Origin of the sequence: Vampirovibrio chlorellavorus, from assembly GCF_003149375.1 — a bacterium.
Lineage (GTDB): Bacteria > Cyanobacteriota > Vampirovibrionia > Vampirovibrionales > Vampirovibrionaceae > Vampirovibrio > Vampirovibrio chlorellavorus_B.
Genome location: NZ_QFWH01000008.1, coordinates 49,926 through 73,805 on the forward strand (window position 1 = coordinate 49,926; position 23,880 = coordinate 73,805).

Sequence of the window (23,880 nt, forward strand, 5' to 3'; positions counted from 1 at the left end):
TTTGTGGTCTTTAACCTTTGCCATGAAGTTCGTGAACCTTCTTGGAGAGCCAGCGCAGGCTCTCATCCGCCAGTGTATTGGCCCCGCTGGACAGGGCCAGCTGAAAATTCTGGATGGCTTGGGCCCATTGGCCCTGACTTTCACAGAGTTGCCCCAATTGGGTGTAAAACTGGGCCTGCCACAGAGCGGATCGGTTCTGAATGGAGAGGCTGAGCCCCTGCTGGGCGTAGCGTTGCGCCTGTGGCCAGTTCTTCAGGTGGCGCTGTAGTTTGCAGAGGCGCTCCAGGGTATTGAATTGCCCCTCGGTGTTTTGGCTGTCCTGATCGAACTTCAGTGCCTTTTGCAGGCACTCCTGGGCGGAGGACCACTGCTGTTTGTCCTGATACAGCAGGGACAGGTTGGTGAGGGTGGCTGCCGCAGACAAGGGGTTGCCCAGGGCTTCATCCAGCGACAAGGCCTTTTGGTAGGCCTCAATGGCCGCATCCAGATCGCCTTGATCGTCATGCACTCCGGCCAGCTGAAAGTGAATTTCCGCCTGTCCCGAGGGGTTATCGGCGGATTGGTACCAGCGCAAGGCGTGTTGAAAAGCCTCAATGGCCTGAGGGGACTGTTTTCGGTAGGCGTAAATCTCCCCCAGATCCTGATAGACTTGCCCCAGACGGCCCAGCCACACGGCGTCCACCGTGTCGTCCTCGTACATCAGCTTGCGGATTTGCTCGGCCGCTTTCAGCAGGTTGGACAAGGCGCTGTTGTGGTGATAGGTCTGTTTGTTGACGGTGCCGTTCAGCCGGTAGGCCTCGGCCATCACGTCCTTGGGGACGCTGCCTTTCAGGCTGAGGGCCTTTTGCAGGCAGGAGCCAGCGCTTTCGTAACGGCCATGGCTGGCCCGGTAGCGGGCCAGTTCAATCAATTCCTGGGCGATTAAACTGTGGTTTTGAGCGGCCACGGCGGAGGCCAGACGGCTTTGAATGATTTTTTCCTGCTCGTCTTCCGCCTGAACGCTGGCCACGGCGGACAGCACGTCCCCGGGGGCCGTTGGGACAGGCTCTGGTGGGGTGAGGGGCCCTGGTGGATTGGGGGAAAGGGCCTCGGAGGCGGCTACCTCCGCTTGCAGCAATTCCCCCAGGCTTTTATGCTGTTGCAGCAGGCGCTTCTCTTCGTCACTCAGGCCTAATTCATCCAGTTCCTGTGGCAGAAAAGGTTTCTGGCTGCTTTCACGCAGTAAGTGTAAAAAGGAGTGCGCTTCCTCCGGCGTGGGGGTAGGCGTCTCCTCTGAGCCAGCGCCCGCAACCGGCTCGGGCAAGTTTATATTTTTGTAGTCGGACAGGGTGAGGGGACGATCGACCGGGCCGACCGGCTGCTTGAACCCGGCCAGATAGGTTTTGGTGGACAGGGGCGGCTCATCCATGCCGGAGATGAGTCCCCCGGTGGAGGCGGTTTTGCGTTCTCGGGCCGCATTGCTGTGGTACTTGGCTTCCGCCAGCAGGGCCCGATTTTTAATTTTCAGGATGCGGTGTTCGGGCTCCTGTGTTCTTTCCTGCCGATAAAAATCCTGTAGAACCCCGTGCAGGCGCTCCCGCTCCCCGGCTGGCAGGCTGCTGTAAATGATGAGCCTGACCCTGTGATACAACTCGTACCAGGGGCTGAACTTCTTGTGATGCGCTTCCGCCACGGTGGCGTTATTGCCGGTCTCGAGGTGATGGCGCTTGCGAATATGCTCCAGCACCTCTTGCGGAGGGTAGCTTATTTTGAGTAAATCCCGCAACAGGGAATGCTCCAGAATATACTGCAGGGCCGATTTCTCCAGCCGGGTCGGGCCTAAAACCGGAAAACAGAGCCCGGTCAAGGCCAGTAGGGAGGCAGGGTCCACGGGGTGACGCAAAAAGGCCATGACCTGAAACAGCCGTCGCTGCTGATCGGGTAAACGCTGGTAAATCAGGCTGATGAGGGTAGAGAGCGTGGTGGGTTCCTGCCCAGTGGGGACGCTTTGGGTTTGTTCCAGCGTGTTTTCCAGCAGGCGGTTCAGGGTGGCAAAATCCAGGTTGGTCTGGCGGTTGAGGTGCTGGATGATTTGGAGCAACCAGGGCTGGCCCTCCGTTTTTTGCCACAGGCCTTGCAGGGGTTTTAAGGCGGTTTGGGGCGCGAGCATATTTTCCAGCACCGCCGCATCGGTTTGTAGGGCTTCCGGTTTTGGATTCAGGCTCTCCAGAAATGTTACGGTCTCGGCCTGAGGCAACCCTTCCAGATGAATGTCCGACACGCCTTCCTGATTGGGGCTCATATCGGCATGGGGTAGTCGCTCCCCGATGAGTACCATTTTAATGTTGGGAAAGGTCAGCAGGAAGTTGAGCATTTCCTTAAAGGGGTAGGAGTTGAAGCGCAGTTCCGGGTCAACGATGTACTCCACGTTGTCCAGCACCAGGAGCAAGGGCATCCCGGACACTTGTACAATCAGTTTTTCCAGACGCTTCAGGGGATCGTCCCCGGCTTTTTCCGGTAAGGCGTTGGAAGGGCTTGTCGGCTGGCCGGTGTGGGTTTGTGCGTCGCAGACGTAGGTAATGTAGTGAATAAGAAACTGGATAATCTCTTCAAAGTCGCTGTGCCGGTTGACGTCAAACCACAGTAACTGCTCGTTGTGGCTGCCCATCAGTTCGATGAGTCCCCGTACCAGGCTGGTCTTGCCGCATCCCTGAGGGCCACCCACCAGCACGATTTTGGTTTCCGCCTGATTCAGGGCCCGGGCCAGTTTCAGAATCAGCGGCTTGCGATGCGTAAAGACGTGGGGCTCATAGCGAATGCAGCGCTTGGTGACTGTCAGCGGGGACAGGACGTTGCGGCGCTCTTGGGGGGCGGAGCTGGGCTTGGCGCGCCGTGAGGGGATGAATGAGCCGTTTTCAATGCGCTCAATCACGCCGGGGCTAATAAAGATGGGGGGGGCTGTCATGGGCTATCCGTCGGGCCATTCAGGGGGCCATCCAATGCGTGGCCGGCCAGGGCATTGTCCACACTCTCTCTCTTTTATTGTACACTGGGCTTGGCCGCAAACCCGGTGCTTTGGCCTTTGGCAGGGCAAAAACCCTCGGTCTGGAGGAGGGCGACACTCTCTCCGCGACATTGTTCAGTAACCCCCAGGAAAGTTTTTTGCGTCATGACCTTTGAACAACCCTCAGCCGCCCAATGGGAACAATGGGTCGCCGATTGCCAGGCCATCGGGGTGACCATTCCGGCGGATCGTCTCCCTCTGTTTCAGCGGTTTTACACCCTGTTGCTGACGGCCAACCAGGCCGTGAATTTAACCCGCATTACCGCTCCGCAGGATTTTCTGGATCGAAATTTGCTGGATTCGTTGACCCTGTCTCCGCTCATTGACGCCGGACAGCGGGTGGTGGATATCGGCAGCGGGGCTGGGTTTCCGGCCATTCCCCTGGCGCTGGCCCGTCCCGATGTGACCGTGGTGGCGGCGGAATCCATTGGCAAAAAGTGCAAGTTTATTCAGGAAACCGCCGAAGCGCTCGGTTTGACCAATCTGACTGTGCTGAACGCCCGCAGTGAGGAGCTGGCCCGGGAGCGTGACTACCGGGAAGCCTTTGATGTGGTCACGGCCCGTGCGGTGGCAGCACTTCCCACCCTGCTGGAACTCTGCGCTCCGCTGGCCACGGTGGGTGGTCGGGTCATCGCCATGAAGGGGCTGAATGCCGAAGTGGAGTTGAGCGCCTCGCAAAAGGCCATTCGGGTGCTGGCCTTGCGCCATGGGCAGAGCGTGTCGTTTGCGTTGCCCCAACTGCAGGGCTCCCGGCTGCTGGTGTTTGAGAAGGTGGCCCGCACTCAGGATGCTTACCCCCGAGCGGCGGGACTGCCCGCCAAGAAGCCCTTGTAAGTCGGCTCGAGTCTGTTATCTTACGCTGTTGGGATTCAGGTTTTTATGAATGCTGTTGGCGATTTGGGGCTTGCCGTCTTTTTCCATCAGGTCGGCCACATTGCGCAGGAAGTTCAGCACTTCCGGGTTGCCGGGTAATGGGCCATTCTGGGCGTTACCAGCGGCTTTTTTGGCTGGTTGGGCCACTTTGGAGGCATTAAGCGGGTTGGTGGCCGGGGCATTCTTAAAGTTGACCGGATTGACTGCTTTTTGAGCGGCAGCGGCTCGGTTGACCGGCGTGTTTTTGGGCTTGACCGTGTTGCCCTGGGCTGCGGCGATTTGTTGCTGGGCTTGCTGCAGTAGCTCCTGCTGTAAGGCTTGAGCCCGTCTCATTTCCTTGACCATGGTTTCATCCGGGAAGCTGCCCTTGGGTGGTGCCTTGGGGGCGGGCTGGTTGGCCTGTTTGTACTGACTCACCGCTTGCCTGGGCGCTGCCGGGGTTTTCATGGGCTTCTGTCTGGGTTCGCTGACCGCTTGCACCATGGCCAGCAGTTGTTCCATGTTGGGCGTTTGGCCGCCAAAGGGTTCCTTAGCCGGGGAAGTGGGTTGCGTGGCTCTGGAAGATCCTGTTTTGGGGGCCGCCTGTGGTTTTTCCGCAGGTGTTTTTAAAATCGGTGTTTTTTCGATTTGGCTCAGGGAGCGCAGGCCAATCACGTCATCGGCATGCTTTTTGCCGCTGTTTTTGACAGGCGCTTCGGGATGCTCGGTTTTACGGGCAGGGTCGTGCTTGCTGCGGTAGGCGTCGGCCATTTCCCGGAAGCTGACCTTTTTGCCGTTGTGTTGTTCCAGGATCAGTTCTTCCAGATCAGGCTCGACCTGCTTGAGCTTCAGGATTTTGTGAACCACGAAGCCGCCCACGCCTAGGGCCATCAGGGCCAATATACCACCCAGAATGTAGTTGTTGTACTGCCCGTTCTTGGCGTTTTCCAGAATGGGATCGGGAGTGCCAGGCATGTCCTGACTTGGCAGGTTCAGGGGTTTGGCCTGCTCGGATTTGGCTTGGGTGGGGGACAGTGGGGCTTTGGGCTCATCACTGGATGGGCTCATGAGAGGCTTGGCCGGTTTGCTTTCCACCAAGCCGCCAAAGGGAATGCTCTCTTCAAGGTTCTGGGTATCCGTGTTGCTGGCGGCAACCGGCTTTGAAGTGGCCATGTCTACAGGCCGGGCGCTGGTGGGCGCGGGCATGTCCGCTTTACCGGCAGGGCGGTAATTGGCGGGCTGGATGCCGCTATCCTGAATTTGTTTCAAGGCCGCACGGGTCTGTTGATCGAAGCTGTCGGGGTTGTTCCAGCCGGGGCCGCTGGGGGCGGAGGCGCTATTGGGGGTGGTAAAGGCCACGCTGGGAGGAGCCAGATTTTCACCCCGCACAATCAGACGGATTTTATGCTCGTTGATGGGCTGCAGAATGACGTGGCTGATGTTGGAGGCCCCGCCGAAGTTGGTGCGAATGGTCTCCGTGGCGTTGACCTGATCCACTTCCAAAATCAGCTTTTTTTCAGAGGTCAGCACTTTTTGCACCGGCACAATACTGCCCGTGTGCAGGATGATATTGGTCTGCTGGTGAGTGGTGCTGAGATCCACGCTGTCCAGATTGAAGTTTTCGGCCCAACAGGCTGGGGCGAACCAGGGCGTCAAGGTTAATCCCGCAGCCAGTAGCCACTGTTTGCCAGGCCAAGAGCAGAGGGAATTCCACTGATGAGTTGTTTGCATCACTCTCATACCACCACCGTTCTTTCCACTCGTTTGGGCCTACCCGGAACCGGATAGATATCCTCAAAGTAACGTGTTTCACGGGGGGCTTCATCAACCATCCGGTTGAGTTTGTTCAGTCAGAGGTCGGCCCATGGGCGCAGGCATGGGGGTGTAGATCCGGGGTGATTTATTGAAGGCAGCCCTACCAAAATTTAAATTTTTTAATGGGGAACGGTTATCCCGGTGACCGTGCAAAGCGATTGACTCTTCTCCAGCCCCTTGGTGTGCGGAGTGGTCACAAACTCGCAGGGATCATACCCTTGCTCTTTAAGCTTTTGGGCCAGATGCTGCAAGGTTTCCGTCGGCAGGCTGGGAGTGCGTCCCATGATCCAGCCGTAACGCCGGGAGGGTTGGGCCACGATAAACGCCTGATAGTCCTCATCCAGCGCCGTAATCCAGAAATCGCCCAAGGGCAGGTAGATCCAGCCCAGTAGTTTCAGGAAGGTGGTTCGCTGTTTGGCCCCGCTTTCATCCAGAATTTTGGAGCGCCCCTCGGCCATAAAGGGTTTGCCCGTGGTGTCGCAGCGGTTAATGACTTTCAGCAATTTGGGCGAGAGCTGGAAGTATTCATCGGTGGTGTTGGCGACGCATTGTTTTTCAAACGGGTTGGGGGTGTATGCAATCTCGTACCACAGGCCCAAAAAGCGGTTCATATCCACCTTGGCCGGGGTTTGCAAGGGCGGTTTGGATTTGGCGATGGCCGGGCCGCCACCCAAAAACAGCAGGCCCGATAAGAGCAGGGCGCCGAGTGTTTGCTGAAGGTTCATAGGCTTGATCCTTTCCAAAGGCAGACGTGCCCATTTTAAGGCAATATCCTGAGAAAACATATTGGAAGTATTCTCGCTGCAGCGCAGGCCGGTTAAAACCGCCGGATTATTTGGCCGTCGGGCTGACGGCCACGCACAGGGGCTGTTTCTGACTGAAGCCACCGGTTTGCGGCATGGTGATGAAATCGCAGGGGTTGTAGCCTTGGTCTGCCAGTTTTTTAGAGAGGCCCTTCAGGGTTTCCGTAGGCAATTCCGGGGTGCGGGAGAGTATCCAGCCGTATTTGCGAGTGGGATGACCAATCAGGGCGGTGCTGTAGTCATCGGCCAGATCGATGATCCAGTAATCGCCAGAGGCCCAGAACTGCCAGCCGAACAGGGGCAGGTTAAGAAAACTGACTTTGAGTTTGGCGTTGGTTTTGGGATCGACCACCCGGGCCAGGCCGGTGGCGCTTTGCCGCTTGCCATTGCTCAGTTGGCAGCTATTGAACACGGAAACTTCCCCGGAGGCCAGCCGGGTGTATTCGGCGGTGGTGTTGCCCACGCACTTGCGCTCAAAAAACATGGGGATGGCGGCAATCTCGTACCACTTGCCGGTGTATTTCTCCAGATCCACATGCGCCACCGTGGTGGGCGGGGCCGGAGTCTTGGCATGGGCAGGGAGCGAATTCCCCCAGAAGAGTCCGTTGACTAGCCCCAGTAGGGTTAGTCCTAATCCGAATAAGGTGGTGTGATAAACCCGTTTTTTCATGGTGGCTCCTTCGTGGGCCCTTGCTGCGGATAGTTAGATTGAAGGTAAAAGACAGCCCACACGCAATTGACCAGCCGGTCTATATGCCTGTTGTCGTCCTGTTGTTGGCTTAAAGTTGCCGGACCGGGGTTTGGCGGCGATGGGGCCAAGGGGGTATGAGACGATTGGCTGTGTTGATTTGATGGGAATTCGCCAGAGGTGCCATGCTCAAATCATTCCGTCTATGGGTCGACTTTCGGGTGACAAGGTTGGGCTTCATCCTGTACAATATGAGCATCATCAATTTCAAGGGGATGTCAAAACCATCGAGCTTCCGGGGGAAGCGTAGGGAAAGTCGCTCGCTGCGCGAGACAATTCAAAAAACGTAGTTCTTTATTTTCAATTCCATTTCAAAGCCATAACGACTCAATAACTCAAAAATCCCGACTGAAAGAAATAAAGGAATGAGGAGGTTACTTATGGATGTTTACGTGGCTGCCTTGATCGTAACCGGATCATCAATTGTGTGTGGCATGTTTTTGGTGAATGAAAGCGCCAAATTGCCGCATTCCTAGTTCAATTCTCGCTCAATTTTCTACCACCACCTTCCATTAACACTTTGACTAACCGGAGTAACAGCGTGTCTTGTTGAATCAGGGCGCGCTGTTATTCTGTTCAGGGGTAAGGAATTTGGGCATACGCTGGCGAAGGGGTCGATGGGTGGCAATTTGGGGCGGTTTTGTTTTTTATTGGTGTATTCCTCACCGCCCCCCGGGAAACCCGATTGACGCCGTATGTTGTTTAACAGCCTGACTTATATCCTGTTCCTGGCCCTGGTGGCCCTGTTGTACTGGAACGTGCCGCCTCGTTTTCGGGTGCCCTTGCTGTTGCTGGCCAGTTATGGGTTTTACATGAGCTGGAGTCCTCCGCACGGGTTGATATACGGCCCGCTGATCCTTGTGGACTCCCTATACTTTTACGGCTTGAGCGTGGCCATGGTTCGCTGGCCTGACTTTAAAAAGTCCTTGCTGATTTTCGGCGTGACTACCGAGTTGTTGTTACTAGCTTACTTTAAATACGCCAACTTCCTGGCCCAAACCAGCGAGCAGATTTTGCGATGGCTGCACCTGCCTGCCGCCCATCAACAGTTTGATATCTTCCTGCCCTTGGCGATTTCCTTTACCAACTTTGTGTTGATCAGTTACCTGATTGACGTGTATCGGGGTAAGGAAACCCCAGATCCTTCCTTTGTGCGCTTTGCCACCTATGTGGCTTTTTTCCCTCACCTGATTGCCGGGCCCATTGTGCGGGCCAGTGAACTGCTGCGCCAGTTTGACGACAACCCTCGCTTTGACAAGGCCCGCTTGATTCAGGGCATTCACCGCTTCTGCACCGGTTTCTTCCTGAAGGTGTTTATCGCCGATGTCATTGCCGTGTATGTCGATACCATTTTCGGGCATCCCGGCTTGCAGGCTTTTAATACCAACTGGATTGCCCTGTACGGGTTTAGCGTGCAACTGTTTTGCGACTTTTTCGGCTACACGCTCATGGCTCAGGGATCGGCGCTGATACTGGGCTACACCTTGCCAGAGAACTTCAACGCCCCCTACTTCGCCAAAAACATGTCGGAGTTTTGGCAGCGCTGGCATATTTCGTTGTCTCGCTGGCTGCGCGATTATTTGTACATTCCGCTGGGGGGCAATCGGCACGGCAAGGTTAACACTTACCGCAACCTGTTTATCACCATGGGCCTGGGTGGGCTGTGGCATGGGGCCAGCTGGAATTTTGTAATCTGGGGCCTGCTGAATGGATTATTCCTGTGCATCTATAAAACGGCGGCCTACTTCAAAATCAATCGTTTCATTCCCACGGCGCTGGCGGTAATCATAACCTTTCACGCGGTGTGCCTGACCCGGGTCTTTTTTCGGGCCCCCACCCTTCAGGAGGCCTGGCATTTTTTAGGCGCACTGCTCAATCCCTTCCATTGGCAAACCCTGGCCACGCCTGCGGGCAGCGTGGAGGATGGACATGCCTTTATGGCCCCGGAAACCGCCTTGTTACTGGTGATTTTGTTTTTTGTAGGACATGCCCTGATTCGCTACTACCGGCCCCGGCTCACCCATCCCTTGTGGCAAGAGGCCTCCATCGCCGCCGCCTACGGGATTTTTCTCTACGGGCTGATTACTCTGGGGGGGCGTTCCTCCCAGCAGTTTATTTACTTTCAATTCTAGATGTTGATGATGAACCAATCGCCCCCAAAGCATTTGCCTGCCTCCATGCCACAACCGCCTGCCGCCCCCCCACCTCCGGGTCAGCGCTGGCGACCTGTGCTGCTGGGCGTGGTGGGCTTTGGCGTGTTCAATCTGTTGGTTTCCCTGTTGGTGACCTGCTCGCCCCTCAATCAGCGCTTTAATTTCAAGTACGGTAATTTTTTACCGGCCAAGCTGCAACTGCTAAATGTTTACGGCCCATCCTCGGTCAATGTGCTGTTTCTGGGAACCTCTCAAACCAACAACGGCTTCATCCCGGCCTTCTTTGATGCTCGCATGGGCCATGGCGTGAAAAGTTTCAATCTGGGCTTGCCCAACAATCGCTACGATATTATGCTGGCCACCCTTCAGTTGTATCAACGACGCTATGGCAAGCCCCAATTGGTGTTGCTGGAACTCAGCCCCTCCATTCAGGAGACAGACTCCCGCTACTATTATTTATCGGCGCTCTATTACCGAACGCTCATTGAACAGGAGTCCAACCAGCTCTTCTCGTATTTGTCGAATCCGCTGTTGGCGGACAACGTCAAGCAGGAGTTAGTGACCTCTGCTTTCAGTAGTTTGCGGCAATACCGCAACACGTTTTCTCCGGTCAGCCTGCTGGATAAAGTGGGTGGCAAGATGCGGCAAGTCACCCAGCGTCTGCCGGTGTGGGCCAATGCCCCGGCCATGGCGGAATCGCCTGCGGATGATGCTGTGACCGCTTCTCTGGATGAGGCGGACACGCCCCCACCGGCCTGGGTCACCGATAAAATGCTATCCGGAGGCTGGTACCCCAAGGCCCAAAGCCCGTACATGACAACCCGGCAAGGCATTGCGGATAGTGTTCGGGAAGCCCGAAAGTACTATATTGACGCCCAGACGTCGGTGAATTTCGAGAAAATCAGGGCCTTGCTGGCTTATTGTCAGCATCAGGGCATCCCGGTGGCCTTGGTGACCTGGCCGAACCACCCAGCTTATGTGCAGGCATTTCAGCATTCTCCCCTGCATCCCGATTATCAGCGGGGAGTGGCCCATTTATTAAAAAAATATCCGGTACTATGGATCGATCTGAACCGGTATTCACCAGCGGCGACAAAAGCATTGGGAGCAGGGACCTTCGCCGACCCCCGGCATTTGACCCCGGAGGGAGCCCGGTGGTTTACCCAAACCCTGGCCGAGCGGTTGACAGGGCGGTCTTAAAATACGCTTTGGCACGCTTTCACAGCGGATTTTTCACCTGAGCCGGACGGGGCTGTTTGAGCATTCCTAAATGTTGCCTGCCGGTTGGCGTATTCCTGTTTGATCCGGGGATGCCCTTTGTGAAATACTACTGCCAACTAAAGTGTTCAGCCTACACCATCATTTTGATATTTTTTGACACTCCGTTAACACCCTGTCTCCTCACTCACCGTTCATTTTTATTGAAAACAAGATAGAAGGACGTTCCGAAATGACAGCTCCCTGGGTTCCGCATGTGGTCATCGTTGGCGGCGGCTTTGGCGGCTTGTATGCGGCTCAGGCCTTGGGCAATCAGCCGGTCAAGGTAACGTTGATCGACAAGCGTAATTTTCACCTGTTCCAACCGTTGTTGTACCAAATCGCCACCGGCAGCCTGTCTCCGGGCGATATTGCATCCCCCTTGCGCACCGTTGTGAAAAAGTTTTCCAACGTACGGGTCATCATGGATGAGGTGCTGGATATCGATCCGCAGGCCAAAACCCTGAAACTGAAGCACAACGCCGAGGGCGTCAGTTATGACATGCTGGTGCTGGCCACTGGCGGGATGACCCACTACTTTGGCAACGATGCCTGGGCCCAGCATACCCAGAGCCTGAAAACGGTGGAAGAAGCTCTGGATATGCGGCGTAAGGTCTTTATGGCCTTTGAAAAAGCCGAGCAGGAGCCTGATCCCCAAAAGCGGGACGCCTTGATGAACTTTGTCATCGTGGGCGGGGGCCCTACCGGGGTGGAATTGGCCGGAGCCCTGGCCGAGCTGTCCCGTTTCAGTATGCCGTCCGATTTCAAGAACATTGACTGCCGTCGGGCCAACATTATATTGGTGGAAATGGGGCCCCGGGTGTTGGCCGCCTACCCCGAGGATTTATCTCAAAAGGCCGGGGAAACCCTGGAGCGCTTGGGCGTTACTTTGCGCACCGGCACCTCTGTGACCGATATTCAGGAAGGCATGATTACTCTCTCTGCTCAGGGAAACACCGAGCATATTCCGGCGGAAACCATCCTGTGGGCCGCTGGGGTGAAGGCCTCTCCCCTGGGACAGTTGTTATGCGAGAAAACCGGCTGCGAGCTGGATCGGGGGGGGCGGGTCATTGTGGAAGCCGACCTGTCCGTTCCCAAGCACCCGGAAATTTTTATTGTGGGCGATTTGGCCAACTACTCCCACACCCCCGATAAACGTCCCTTACCGGGGGTAGCCCCGGTGGCCATGCAGCAGGGCCGTTATTTGGCCCAATCTATTCTCAAGCGCCAGAAAGGCCAGTCGGTTCAGCCCTTCAAATATCTCAACAAGGGAAATCTGGCCGTTATTGGCATCAACGAGGCGGTGGCCGATCTGCATAAAGTCCATCTCAGTGGCTTCCCGGCCTGGTTTATTTGGGCCTTTGTCCACGTCATGTACCTGGTGGAGTTTGATAATAAGGTACTGGTCATGTTGCAGTGGCTATGGGCCTTCTTCACCCGACGCCACAGCGCCCGCCTGATCACGGGTAAGGGATCCTACGATTAATTCCCGCTTTCAGTTTTTACGGTTATTTTTTTTCAATAGGCCTCCCTCCCGATTTTGCACGGATGGTCTTGAGCCAATGCCCAGTGGTCTGGGGTGTGTGGTTTCTCTCCGACACTCAGACACGCCCGGAGTGGCGTCTTTTCGGACGGTCTCTCCGTGGGCTCCCTCGAATCGCTCCAGAGTGTAGTAGCCCCTAGGGTAATGGCGTGGGGCTGCGGGAACGGAGTAAGCTATAATCAGTTAGGTTAGGTAATCAGGCTGGAAAAAGCGTATGGGGTTCCTCAAAAGGCTCATCAAGGAGAAAGAGCTGGCCTTGCTCTTGCTGACCGGGCTGGCCGTGATTGTGCTGATGGATGCTCTGCTGGCGGAAGGCTTCCGCAAGGATCAGCGCAACCGGCAGATTCTGGACGCCGAGCGCTTGCAAGCCAAGGTGGAATCCTCTCTGGAAGAGCATGTGACGGCTTTAATCGCCTTGAAAGTCGTTTACCAGAATTTTACCGACATTACCCATTACGACTTCCAACAGTACGGTAAATCCATCACCTCCACCCTGGGGGGCTTTCAACGCCTGTTGTATATCGACCCCTCCCTGACCATTCGGCAGGTGTATCCGCTGACGCCGGAAAACGCAGGGCTGTACAACTACTCCCTGCTGAAACAGGGGCCCATGACCCGGGCTTTGCTGAACGCCAAGAATTCCCAAAGCCCTTCCACCTCCCGGCTGATTCCATTCCTGAATCATCCTAAAAGTTTCTGGGCCTTCATCCCGATTTACCGCAATAATGCCCGACACGATTTTTTGGGGTTTGCCGCTGGCGAAATCTCCATGGAGAAAGTGTTTCAGCCTCTGGCCCCTTCTTTTTCCGCCTATCAAATCCAGTTGATCGATCCGGCCAATGTGAAGCTGTTTGAACATGTCACCATTGATGGCACTGTCAACAAGCGGGTGTATACCTCCCGCTTTAATTTACTGGGTCAGCCCTGGCGGCTTCAGCTCAATCCGGTCAATCCGCCCACGGAAACCCTGCTGTTTCAGCGGAGCAGCTTGTGGGTGGGCGGGCTCATGATTCTCTTTCTGCTGGGGCTGGTGATTATGGGCTCCAAGCGGCATAAGTTTGAGCTGGAAGAGGCTCAGAAGCAGTTTGAGACGATTGTGGAAGCTTCGCCAGACGGCATTTTGCTGCTGGATGAGCGGTTGGACCTGCAGATTTCCAACCGGGTTATTCGGGACTGGCTGGGGCAAGATGAAGTCGCCTTGCAGGGAAGGAACTTCTTTCAGCTGTTTGAATGCCAATGCCCGAATTTGGGCAAATGCAGCGAATTGTCTCACTTGCTTTGCACCACCACCCAATTTGCCCAGGATTTGCCGGATGTACTGGAAACCCGGATCATCGACGCGCCGGAGACTAGCCCTAAAACCCTGCGCTTGAACGCTTCCCGCATTGTGCAGGAAAAAAACGGGAAAAAAGAGCCCGGTTTCATTTGCGTGCTGGGCGATATTTCTACCAGCAAAGAATTGGAACGGGTCAAGGAAACCTATGTGGCCACCCTGACCCATGACCTGAAAACCCCTTTGCTGGCCCAGCAAATGGTACTGGAAACCCTGGGGAATGGCACCATTGGCCCCATTAACGAGGAGCAGCGCAAATTGCTGCTGGGGGCCAAGGAAAGTGTGCATGATCTGGTGGAGATGGTGAACAGCACCCTGCTGTTCTACAAGCTGGAATCCTCGCATGTGCAGTTACACCGTCAAAAATCCCAGTTGGCCGGGGTGGCGAAAGAGGTCATGAGCAGCCTGCAGCCTTTGGCCGAGAAAAAGGACGCGCCTTTGGAGCTGGATGCGGCCATGGCGTTGCCGGATGCCTGGATTGACGTGATTCAGATGAAGCGGGTATTCCACAATTTGTTGTCTAATGCCATTAGTTACGGACGCAAAGGGGCGCCCATCCGGGTCAGTATTACGGTGGAATCTCGGGGTGATGATGGCGAATGCCTGCTGATTGAGGTCTACAACGAAGGCAAGGGGATTCCGCCTGAAGAGATACCCAAAGTTTTTGACAAGTATTATTCCCTGTCTCGCAAGTTTAAACAGATTGGCACCGGACTGGGCTTGTATATCTCCCGTCGCATTGTGGAACTGCATGGGGGCAAGTTATGGGTCACCAGTGAAGTGCAGAAGCAGACCCGCTTTTTTATCTCGCTGCCCGTGATGCAACAAGTGGAAAAGGCCACCACGACCGGCCCCGTCAGAAAAATGGCGGTTTAGACCGCACAACAATGCTTAGGAAAGGCCCGTAAACGCAGTATGGATTCTTTTTTCTTGTGCGCTTTTTGTTTTCAGAAAAATTCCGTATTCGTGGATCCCTCCGGCGGGGAGAGCCAGCGCTATGTGGAGGACTGTCAGGTGTGCTGTCAGCCCAACCGGCTGTCCGTGTGGTGGGATGAGTACGAAGAGGTCTATGTGGCCGATAGTGAGCCGGAAAGTTAAGGGGCAAGTCGTAAGCCCGGGACTGCGGAAGCGGCCGGTTTTCTCGATGAGTTATCTTGATGAAGCGGGGGCTATTCCATCCCCTCGCGCGCTTGTGAGTCATTCTGCTTAATAGTGCTTTGGGATTCCACCGCCCCGGCGCGTGGTGTGGTATTTTAAAATCTCGCAGGATATGGGCAAGCCCGGGGACTGTCGCCCGTGATCGGTTGACGAGCGGCGGCACCTGTGAAGTTTTGAATAAAAAATTCTGAGTCAAAAGTTCTGAGTAAAAATTCTGGATAGTTGAGCATGGCCAAGCTGCTGATAGTAGAGTCTCCCGGTAAGTTGAAAACCCTGCGCAGTATTCTGGGCGCGGGTTGGAACGTGCAGCCCAGCGTGGGCCACATCACCGAACTGGCCCATGACGGCGAGGACGCCCTGGGCTTTGAGCTGGGCGACAATCAGGTCATTTGCCGCTATATCGCCCGGGGCGATCGGGGGCGGGAGGTCATTCAAAAGCTCAAGGCCGCCGCCAAGAACGCCGATGAAGTCTATCTGGCCACTGACCCGGATCGGGAAGGGGAGGCCATTGCCTGGCACGTGGCCCAGCAACTCAAGTTATCCGACCCCAAGCGGGTGATTTATACCCAAATTACCGAGCAGGCGGTCAAGTCCGCCCTGGCCTCGCCCACTCGGCTGGATATGGACCTGATCAACGCCCAGCGCTGCCGCCAGTGTCTGGATAAGCTGGTGGGGTATCGGGTTTCTCCCTTGCTGTGGAACTCCACCGGGGGTAAAAGCGCCGGGCGGGTGCAAAGCGCCACTTTGCATCTGGTTTGCCAGCGGGAGCGGGAAATTCAGGCCTTTACCCCGCAGGATTACTGGTCGGTGTGGGTGAACTATCAAATTGAGCCGACCGCTTCCCCGGAAATGGATAGCCCGGAGCCCATTATTTTTCGGGCGTTTTACAAGGGCCAGCTAGCTTTAGCCGGTGCCAGCAGCCCGGCGGAGGAGACGACTCAAGACGAGGCCAGCGAAGATGGCAAGAACGACGATGCCAAGTCCGATGAGGTGCAAGCGCCGGAATCCACCAAGGTTCTAACGCTGGCCGAGGCCGAGCGCCTGGTGACCATTGCCCGGCAAGAGCCCCATCGGGTGCTTAAGGCAGAAGGCAAGCTGACCACCAAGTCGCCTCCGCCTCCGTTTATCACCAGTTCCTTGCAGCAAAGCGCCGGGTCCCAGTTGGGCATGAACCCGGAAAAGACCATGGCTGTGGCCCAGTCCCTGTATGAAGGGGTGGAGCTGGCCAATGGCCCCAAGGGTCTGATTACTTACATGCGTACCGATTCCGTGGAGCTGTCCCCGGAGTTTATCGAGCAGGTGCGCAGTTATCTTTCCCAAAAAGACCCCAAAAACCTGCCTACCGGAAAAACCAGGCAACACAAGGTGAAGGACAGCGCGCAAGCGGCCCACGAAGCCATCCGTCCCACCGATGTGTTTATCACCCCCAAAAGCATTCAGCAGTATCTAACCCCTGATCAGTACGGACTGTATGCCATGATCTGGCGTCGAGCGGTGGCCTCTCAGGCGGCGCCCGCCAAACTGATGAAAACCGTCATTCTCACTCAGTCGGGTCCTGTCTGTTGGGAAGCTCGCGGCATGATGGTGGAGTTCCCCGGTTACACGTTCTACTGGAACAACCTGGACAAGGCCTCTCATTTGCCCACGCTGCAAAAAGATCAACCCCTGCCGGTGGCGGAAGCGGGGCATGACCAGCGGCAAACCCAGCCGCCGTCTCGCTACACGGAGCCTCGCCTGGTGCAGTTGATGGAAAAGCGGGGCATTGGGCGGCCCTCTACTTTTGCCTCCACCCTCAAAACCTTGAAAGAGCGCCAGTATCTGGCCCTGAAGGGTAAGGCCCTTTACCCCACCGAGTTGGGCCTCAGCACCGATCAGGTGTTGCTGGATGTGCTGCCCGATATTGTGTCCAGCGAGTTTACCGCGGCCATGGAGAGCAGTCTGGATGCCATTGCCGAGGGCAAACAGCAGTGGGAGCAGTATTTGATTGGCTGGAATCAGTCGTATCTGGCCCCGGAACTGGTAAAAGCCCGGCTGGCCATTAAGGAAAAGTTCCCCCAGCGCCTGTACCGGGGCGGGAATAACAATCAGGATTTGGCCAAGTCTCGCACTAAATGCCCCCAGTGCGCCCAACCCATGGGGAAAGTCCCCACCAAAAAAGTGAAGAAGGGTTACTTTTTAAAGTGCGTGGGCACTTGTGAGAACCTGGTTTTGTTCTGGTCGGATCGCAGCGGTCAGTGGGAGCAGCCGCAGGCCCGGCAGGAGGCTGGCACTGGGAAACCGGTGGAGATGAGCCCTTACCCTTGTCCGGTTTGCCAGAAAAATCTGGAAATTTATCCTTATGTGAAAGACGGGCAGGAAAAGCAGCTGTTGCGTTGCTCCGATACCAAGGCCCGTCAGGAAAAAAAGCACGCCGATGTGGTGTACTTCCAGTCCAAAGGGAAGTGGTGGAGCCCCAAATTTGGGGAAATCAAAGCTCAAGACTCTTAAACCGCAAAAAGAAATTGTGATGAGCTTGCTTTAGTTATTAATACAGAATTGTCGAAAATTCAGTGAGGGAAATAGTTTTAAACGCTTTTAAAGCTCTTGCACGGATCAGTTGACAACCCCAATTCCTCGACTTACTATGATACTCCCCTCACGACAGAAGGGGCGAGCGAAACGAGTCGCCAGAAGCCAGTAAAGCAGCTCACAAAAAAGTGGTTGACAAGCCGGTAAGAAGCGATAAGATATAACTCCCCTCAAGTCACCGGGTCGAGTTGAAGAACTCACTGAAACTGGCAAGTAAACAACTAGTTGACAAGCCAAGTGGAAGCGGTAAGATAAAACTCCTCCCGAAAGAAAAACCCCTCACTCCAGAACAATAAATACCTCAGTCATCTCGATTGATTATATAGAGTTCTAAGTCGAATGGTTTTTCAAGGGTTCGTACTTTGAAAACTGAATATTGGAACATACAAAGACTCCGTTCAAATCTAAACAACGAGAGCCAGAGAAACAGGAATAATCCTGAAGATTTCGAAGTTACTTGATGCAAGTTGAGTGACTGACACTGAATCGTAAGATTCGGGTAAAAGATTTCTGTAATGGAGAGTTTGATCCTGGCTCAGGACGAACGCTGGCGGTGTGCTTAATACATGCAAGTCGAACGATGAGGCCCTTCGGGGTACATCAGTGGCGGACGGCTGAGTAACGCGTAGATAACGTGCCTCTTACTGGGGGATAACATCGGGAAACCGGTGCTAATACCGCATAAGTCAATGGCTGGAATGCTGTTGATTAAAGATTTATCGGTAAGAGATCGGTCTGCGTCTGATTAGCTAGTTGGTAGGGTAAAGGCCTACCAAGGCGATGATCAGTAGTTGGTCTGAGAGGATGACCAGCCAGAGTGGGACTGAGACACGGCCCACACTTCTACGGAAGGCAGCAGTAGGGAATTTTGCGCAATGGGCGAAAGCCTGACGCAGCAACACCGCGTGTAGGATGAAGGATTTCGGTTCGTAAACTACTGTCAGCAGGGAATATAATGACTGTACCTGCAGAGGAAGCATCGGCTAACTACGTGCCAGCAGCCGCGGTAAGACGTAGGATGCAAGCGTTGTCCGGAATTATTGGGCGTAAAGAGTTCGTAGGCGGTTGCCTAAGTCTGATGTTAAAGCCTGGCGCTCAACGCCAGCATGGCATTGGAAACTGGGCGACTAGAGTGTGGTAGAGGTCACGGGAATTCCTGGTGTAGCGGTGAAATGCGTAGATATCAGGAGGAACACCGGTGGCGAAAGCGCGTGACTGGGCCATAACTGACGCTGAGGAACGAAAGCCAGGGTAGCAAAAGGGATTAGATACCCCTGTAGTCCTGGCCGTAAACGATGGATACTAGGTGTAGGTGGATTCGACCCCATCTGTGCCGTAGCTAACGCGATAAGTATCCCGCCTGGGGAGTACGCTCGCAAGAGTGAAACTCAAAGGAATTGACGGGGGCCCGCACAAGCGGTGGAACATGTGGTTTAATTCGATGCAACGCGAAGAACCTTACCTGGGCTTGACATCTACGGAACCTGCGTGAAAGCGTGGGGTGCCTTCGGGAGCCGTAAGACAGGTGGTGCACGGTTGTCGTCAGCTCGTGTCGTGAGATGTTGGGTTAAGTCCCGCAACGAGCGCAACCCTCGTGGTCTGTTGTTACAGGTCGTAAGATGCTGAACCCTCAGGCCAGACTGCCGGTGACAAACCGGAGGAAGGTGGGGATGACGTCAAATCATCACGCCCCTTATGTCCAGGGCTACACACGTGTTACAATGGGTAACGGACAATGGGCAGCTTGGCAGCGATGTCTGGCAAATCCTGAAACCGTCCCTCAGTTCGGATCGTAGTCTGCAACTCGACTACGTGAAGTCGGAATCGCTAGTAAACGCAGATCAGCACGCTGCGTTGAATACGTTCCCGGGCCTTGTACACACCGCCCGTCACACCACGAAAGAGGGTTATGCCCGAAGTCGGTGTCCCAACCGTAAGGAGGGAGCCGCCTAAGGTGGAACTCTTGATTGGGGTGAAGTCGTAACAAGGTAGCCGTACCGGAAGGTGTGGCTGGATCACCTCCTTTCTAAGGAGAGCATGACCAACAATTTTGGTTGGTTATACTCCTAGGTCGACGTCATTCATACTGGTTTCCAGTGTGATGTAGTTACTTCATTTTCAGGCTTACGTTTTAGAAGTAACCAAAGGCGCATTTGAACGTTTGAGTCGTTCCGATATTCAGTCTTCAGGGTGAGAGCCTTGAGGTAGCGAGATTCCGAGGATTTGCATCTGAGGAATTGAGTTATTAAAGTTTGTACTTTGACAACTGCATAGATCAAATTGAATCTCTAAAATATTAAAGAAAGATTCTGTTTGCGTAATCTTATTTCAAACTGAGAAATAAAAAAGGATTACTCGCGTATCAATTGAGAGATTGATTGATACAGAAAAAATGGATGAATCAATGTTTTAGGTAAAGCTACCAAGAGCGCACGGAGAATGCCTAGGTACGAGCAGCCGATGAAGGACGCGATAAGCGGCGATACACTACGGGGAGTTGCAAATAAGCCTTGATCCGTAGAAATCCGAATGGGGCAACCCCACTGGAGTAATGTCCAGTGACCGATACCTGAATCCATAGGGTATACGGAGGTAAGCCAGGGAACTGAAACATCTTAGTACCTGGAGGAAAAGAAATCAAACCAGAGATTCCCTTAGTAGCGGCGAGCGAACGGGGAAGAGCCTAAACCTCATACATGTGATAGCTGACAGGCGTTGTGTATGGGGTGTCGTGGGACCTCCCACCGGAGCTGTTGATCCGGTAAACAGTTACAAAATCTTAGCTAGTCAAACACAGCTGGAAAGCTGGGCCATAGAGTGTGATAGCCACGTCGACGAAAGCGAAGGATCTGTTGGAGTCATCCCGAGTAGTACGGTGCACGTGAAATACCGTATGAATCTGCGAGGACCATCTCGTAAGGCTAAACACTGCTCGTAACCGATAGTGAACTAGTACGGTGACGGAAAGGCGAAAAGAACGGTGGAAACCCGAGTGAAATAGAACCTGAAACCGTGTGCTTACAAGCAGTCAGAGCCCTATTGATAGGGTGATGGCGTGCCTGTTGAAGAATGAGCCAGCGAGTTAACTTCAGTAGTTGGTTAAGGGGTTAGTACCCGGAGCCATAGGGAAACCGAGTCTGAATAGGGCGAATAATAATTACTGGAGTTAGACCCGAACCCTCGTGATCTAACCATGGCCAGGATGAAGCGTAGGTAACACTACGTGGAGGTCCGAACCCACGAATGTTGAAAAATTCGGGGATGAGTTGTGGTTAGGGGTGAAATGCCAATCGAACGAGGAGCTAGCTGGTTCTCCCCGAAATGTGTTTAGGCACAGCGTCGGACGTATCTTACCGGGGGTAGAGCACTGATTCGGTGCGGGCCCTAGAACGGGGTACCAAATCGAGACAAACTCCGAATACCGGTAAAGTGATATCCGGCAGTGAGACTGCGAGAGATAAGTTCCGTGGTCAAGAGGGAAACAGCCCAGACCATCGGCTAAGGTCCCAAAATCTACGCTAAGTGATTAACGAGGTGTTATTTCCTAGACAACCAGGATGTTGGCTTAGAAGCAGCCACCATTAAAAGAGTGCGTAATAGCTCACTGGTCAAGAGATAATGCGCGGAAAATGAACGGGGCTAAGCGTAGTACCGAAGCTATGGCAAATACAATTTATTGTATTTGGGTAGGGGAGCGTTCTGTTGTAGGTTGAAGTCAGACCGATAAGGACTGGTGGACGAAGCAGAAGTGAGAATGCTGGCTTGAGTAGCGAAAACATTGGTGAGAATCCAATGCACCGAAAACCTAAGGTTTCCCACGGCAGGCTCGTCCGCGTGGGGTTAGTCGGAACCTAAGGCGAGGCCGAAAGGCGTAGTCGATGGACATCAGGTTGATATTCCTGAACTATTATTAAACCGTTATGAGCTGCGGAGGGACGCAGAAGGCTATGTATGCCAGCGATTGGAAGTGCTGGTGCAAGCGTGTAGCTAGTTCGTGTAGGAAAATCCGCACGGGCGTCAAGACGTGAGACGTGATGCGCAGGGTTTACGAACCCGAAGGTACAGACGCCACGCTGCCGAGAAAAGCTTCGCGAGCCAGGTTTAATAGTATCCGTACCGTAAACCGCCACAGGTGGGTAAGTAGAGAATACTAAGGTGCGCGAGATAACCCTCTCTAAGGAACTCGGCAAAATAGCCTCGTAACTTCGGGAGAAGAGGTACCCTGGTAGCGTGTAGGATCCAAGCGGTCCGAAGCGTGATAGGGTTGCAGCGAATAGTCCCAGGCGACTGTTTACCAAAAACACAGGTCTCTGCTAAGTCGCAAGACGATGTATAGGGGCTGACGCCTGCCCGGTGTCGGAAGGTTACGGGGAGCGGTTAGTGGCAACACGAAGCTGTGAACCTAAGCCCCGATGAACGGCGGCCGTAACTATAACGGTCCTAAGGTAGCGAAATTCCTTGTCAGGTAAGTTCTGACCCGCACGAATGGCGTAACGATCTGGGAGCTGTCTCGGAGAGGGACTCGGTGAAATAGGAATGGCTGTGAAGATACGGCCTACGCATGCCAGGACAGAAAGACCCTATTGAGCTTTACTCTAACTTGTCATTGAAATTTGACTTTGTATGCGCAGTATAGGTGGGAGGCTTTGAAGCTGGAACTCTGGTTTCAGTGGAGCCGTCGTTGAGATACCACTCTTACAAAGTTGGATTTCTAACAGTTTGCCGCACAATTCCGGCGACTGGACAGTGGCAGGCGGGGAGTTTGACTGGGGCGGTCGCCTCCTAAAGAGTAGCGGAGGCGCCCAAAGGTTCCCTCAGGCCGTATGGAAATCGGCCAAAGAGTGTAAAGGCAGAAGGGAGCTTGACTGTGAGACCTACAAGTCGAACAGGGACGAAAGTCGGGCTTAGTGATCCTGCGGTTCTTCATGGAAGGGCCGTGGCTCATCGGACAAAAGTTACCATAGGGATAACAGGCTGATCTCCCCCAAGAGTCCACATCGACGGGGAGGTTTGGCACCTCGATGTCGGCTCGTCGCATCCTGGAGCGGTAGTACGTTCCAAGGGTTGGGCTGTTCGCCCATTAAAGCGGTACGTGAGCTGGGTTCAGAACGTCGTGAGACAGTTCGGTCCATATCCGGCATGTGCGCAAGAGATTTGAAGTGGATCTGACCTTAGTACGAGAGGACCGGGTCGGACGAACCGCCAGTGTACCGGTTATCACGCCAGTGGTAAACGCCGGGTAGCTGTGTTCGGAGTGGATAAGCGCTGAAAGCATATAAGTGCGAAGCCCACCACAAGATGAGATCTCTCACGCGGTCAACGCGGTAAGTGCCCAGGAAGATAATCTGGTTGATAGGACACAAGTGGAAGCTTGGCAACAAGTGCAGCTGAGTGTTACTAATCGCACGAGGGCTTTTCCTATAACACGTTGATTCATTGAAAATAACGAGTAATTTGAAAGCAAGAACAGTTGATTTCAGGTTTAGAGATGAAATGCGGACAATGCGCTTCAAACAGTGTTGTCTGTGATCTATGCAGTCTTCAAGGTATTTGAGTTCTGGTATATCCAGAGTGACAGATTTCCTTGGTAGTTTAGTGACAGGAAAACTCCCGTTCCCATTCCGAACACGGCCGAAAAGACTGCTCACCGCGACAATACTCGGACCGTAAGGTCCCGGAAAGATAGCGCTCTGCCAAGGGTTTATTTAGAAAAAAGCGTCAGTAGCGATACTGGCGCTTTTTTTTGCTTCCACTGGAAGAAGCATACGCCCAAGCCCTCCACACACCCCCTCCCCGCACGGAACTTTACTCAGCTTTTTGAGTCTTTGATTAAGGCAGGTTAGGACAAATGTTGTTGCAGTAACCCATCCAGATCATCAATGCTTTTTTTCAAGTCTGGGAGGAGCGTAGTTGCTTCCATAATAGCATTTTTTGCGACCAGTTCTTCCAGTTCACCGATGGTCTGAAAGGGGCCTTCTGTGGTGAAGGCGCCAATGGTCCCTTTTAACCGGTGCAGATGAGACAATAGTGCAGCATGATCACTTGTTATGAGAGCTTGGTCTATTTGCAACCATACTTCTCGGGTGGTTTTACGCAAGAGCGGTGCTGTCTTTCTTAGAAGCGACAGGTCACCGTGCGATTGCTTGAGAACTTTGGTGAAATCGAGCCACTCTGTTGCGGCTGCCGTTTCTGGTCGTACAGGTTTATTTGTCTCCTCTGACAGTGGCTGGGTTGCCGCGCCCTCTGCAATGAAGCTGTGGATCTTTGCTAATAATGTTTCAATTTGATAGGGCTTGGATACATGCCCATTCATACCGGCCTGAATCAGATCGTCCAAGTTAATGGTTGCCTCATCAGCGCTTACGCCAATGATGGGCAATAATTCCTGGGAATAGGTTTGACGGATGATCTTCGTCGCTGCAATCCCATTCAGTTCGGGCATATGGACGTCCATTAAAATGCCCGCGTAGCCGCTTTGCTGGATCATGTCCAGACATTCTTTGCCATTGCAAGCCCACTCTACCGCATAGCCGCTTTGGGTCAGGATATATTCAGCGAGTCTGTAATTGAGCTGATTGTCCTCGACAACCAGGATCTTCTTTTTCAT

General features: G+C 54.1%; 12 protein-coding genes and 3 rRNA genes. 10 read left to right on the plus strand and 5 right to left on the minus strand.

All coding sequences use genetic code 11. From position 1 onward, the window contains the following. Positions 1–10 precede the first annotated feature (10 nt). Positions 11–2,944, minus strand: coding sequence for a tetratricopeptide repeat protein (locus tag DF283_RS10785; RefSeq protein ID WP_303674882.1), 2,934 nt, complete (start codon positions 2,942–2,944; stop codon positions 11–13). A gap of 204 nt (positions 2,945–3,148) precedes the next feature. Between DF283_RS10785 and rsmG the strand changes: the two genes are divergently transcribed. Next, positions 3,149–3,877, plus strand: coding sequence for a 16S rRNA (guanine(527)-N(7))-methyltransferase RsmG (rsmG, locus tag DF283_RS10790; protein WP_303674883.1), 729 nt, complete (start codon positions 3,149–3,151; stop codon positions 3,875–3,877). Between the two features lie 15 nt (positions 3,878–3,892). Here the strand turns inward: rsmG and DF283_RS10795 are convergent, their stop codons facing one another. The 3 genes from DF283_RS10795 to DF283_RS10805 all read right to left on the minus strand — a co-directional run bounded on the left by DF283_RS10795 (position 3,893) and on the right by DF283_RS10805 (position 7,183). Beyond that, the gene (locus DF283_RS10795; protein WP_303674884.1) at positions 3,893–5,551 is read right to left on the minus strand and encodes a hypothetical protein; all 1,659 of its coding nucleotides are present in this window, start codon (positions 5,549–5,551) and stop codon (positions 3,893–3,895) included. A gap of 278 nt (positions 5,552–5,829) precedes the next feature. Further along, positions 5,830–6,435 carry a lipocalin family protein gene (locus DF283_RS10800; protein ID WP_303674885.1) on the minus strand — a complete coding sequence of 202 codons (606 nt, stop codon included), beginning with the start codon at positions 6,433–6,435 and terminating at the stop codon, positions 5,830–5,832. Positions 6,436–6,541: 106 nt separating this feature from the next. Next, positions 6,542–7,183, minus strand: coding sequence for a lipocalin family protein (locus DF283_RS10805; RefSeq protein ID WP_303674886.1), 642 nt, complete (start codon positions 7,181–7,183; stop codon positions 6,542–6,544). A gap of 773 nt (positions 7,184–7,956) precedes the next feature. Between DF283_RS10805 and DF283_RS10810 the strand changes: the two genes are divergently transcribed. From DF283_RS10810 to rrf, 9 genes are all read left to right on the plus strand, one after another. Continuing rightward, positions 7,957–9,393: an MBOAT family O-acyltransferase gene (locus tag DF283_RS10810; protein ID WP_303674887.1), complete on the plus strand. Its 1,437-nt coding sequence runs from the start codon at positions 7,957–7,959 to the stop codon at positions 9,391–9,393. Between the two features lie 45 nt (positions 9,394–9,438). Then, entirely contained in the window at positions 9,439–10,614 is a 1,176-nt protein-coding gene (locus DF283_RS10815) for a hypothetical protein (RefSeq protein WP_303674888.1), read from the plus strand. A 250-nt stretch (positions 10,615–10,864) separates the two neighbouring features. Next, positions 10,865–12,157, plus strand: coding sequence for an NAD(P)/FAD-dependent oxidoreductase (locus tag DF283_RS10820; protein ID WP_303674889.1), 1,293 nt, complete (start codon positions 10,865–10,867; stop codon positions 12,155–12,157). A 271-nt stretch (positions 12,158–12,428) separates the two neighbouring features. Continuing rightward, positions 12,429–14,423 (plus strand): sensor histidine kinase, encoded by a 1,995-nt coding sequence (locus DF283_RS10825; RefSeq protein WP_303674890.1) that lies wholly within the window; start codon positions 12,429–12,431, stop codon positions 14,421–14,423. A 39-nt stretch (positions 14,424–14,462) separates the two neighbouring features. Continuing rightward, positions 14,463–14,645 carry a CPXCG motif-containing cysteine-rich protein gene (locus DF283_RS10830; protein WP_303674891.1) on the plus strand — a complete coding sequence of 61 codons (183 nt, stop codon included), beginning with the start codon at positions 14,463–14,465 and terminating at the stop codon, positions 14,643–14,645. Positions 14,646–14,933: 288 nt separating this feature from the next. After that, on the plus strand, positions 14,934–17,192 hold the full coding sequence (gene topA, locus DF283_RS10835) for a type I DNA topoisomerase (RefSeq protein ID WP_303674892.1): 2,259 nt from the start codon (positions 14,934–14,936) through the stop codon (positions 17,190–17,192). A gap of 593 nt (positions 17,193–17,785) precedes the next feature. Next, a 16S ribosomal RNA gene (locus DF283_RS10840) occupies positions 17,786–19,299 on the plus strand. A 386-nt stretch (positions 19,300–19,685) separates the two neighbouring features. Then, positions 19,686–22,694, plus strand: a 23S ribosomal RNA gene (locus tag DF283_RS10845). Positions 22,695–22,856: 162 nt separating this feature from the next. Then, a 5S ribosomal RNA gene (gene rrf, locus DF283_RS10850) occupies positions 22,857–22,972 on the plus strand. The 16S, 23S and 5S rRNA genes sit together here, the layout of an rRNA operon. A 140-nt stretch (positions 22,973–23,112) precedes the next feature. Here rrf and DF283_RS10855 read toward each other — a convergent pair. After that, positions 23,113–23,880 carry a response regulator gene (locus DF283_RS10855; RefSeq protein WP_303674893.1) on the minus strand — a complete coding sequence of 256 codons (768 nt, stop codon included), beginning with the start codon at positions 23,878–23,880 and terminating at the stop codon, positions 23,113–23,115.